This window comes from Mesorhizobium sp. M2A.F.Ca.ET.037.01.1.1, from assembly GCF_003998075.1.
GTDB lineage: Bacteria > Pseudomonadota > Alphaproteobacteria > Rhizobiales > Rhizobiaceae > Mesorhizobium.
The window spans coordinates 1-625 of sequence record NZ_RZSA01001679.1; the positions used below are offsets into that span (position 1 = coordinate 1).

Annotated in this window: 1 protein-coding gene and 1 pseudogene; one reads left to right on the top strand and one right to left on the bottom strand. The window is 60.8% G+C overall.

The window, feature by feature from the left end; all coding sequences use genetic code 11:
• A partial coding sequence (locus EOA27_RS42820) for a DUF5939 domain-containing protein (protein WP_245491410.1) occupies positions 1–247 on the bottom strand: 247 nt, incomplete at its 3' end.
• Between the two features lie 175 nt (positions 248–422).
• Here EOA27_RS42820 and EOA27_RS40360 point away from each other — a divergent pair.
• Positions 423–625: pseudogene (locus EOA27_RS40360) on the top strand (hypothetical protein); the annotation flags it as partial.

The window sequence follows — 625 nt, forward strand, 5'->3', positions numbered from 1 at the left end:
CCCCACCACAGCCGGGGCACAGAACATTCCAGGAAATGTCGAAGATGCCTACCCGCGCGGCGTGGAGAAAGGCGCCTATGGCGCGCTCCTCGTCGAGGCCATGCTTGCTGGCGAAGGCGAGCACATTGATGCGGCAAAGTTCGCGGTCCTCGCCCTCGGCAATGGCTCGCTTGATCGCGTCAACAGCCGGGGGATCGACATCGGCCGTTTGCCGCAGAAGCGAGAACAGATCCTGAGCTTCGTTCATCGTGCAGGCTCCGTAAAATCCGCCCCGAGGCGTATTAACTGGACCGCGCTTTGGTCCGAATGCTCCATTTTACGTCTAAATTGACCCTACGGCCATTCGAATAGAACAAAGCCTGATGACGGTTCAATTCCACTCGGCAGATTTTCACCGGCTGCAAGCGGCACTATGATGGTCCATGGGCATTCATCTTGGGCTCTCTCTCATGCCGAAATCCGACAATCCGCCGCTTCCAGGGGCCCTTCGCCTTTTCTCCGCGGCTGTCATCGTCGTCCTGATCGTGGGCGCCGGCCTGTTTTTCGCGCCCACGCTGGTCAAGCCGCGCTGGCCGTGGCCCGTCACGCCGTTCAGCGCCCGCTTCCTCGGCGGCTTCTACACCGC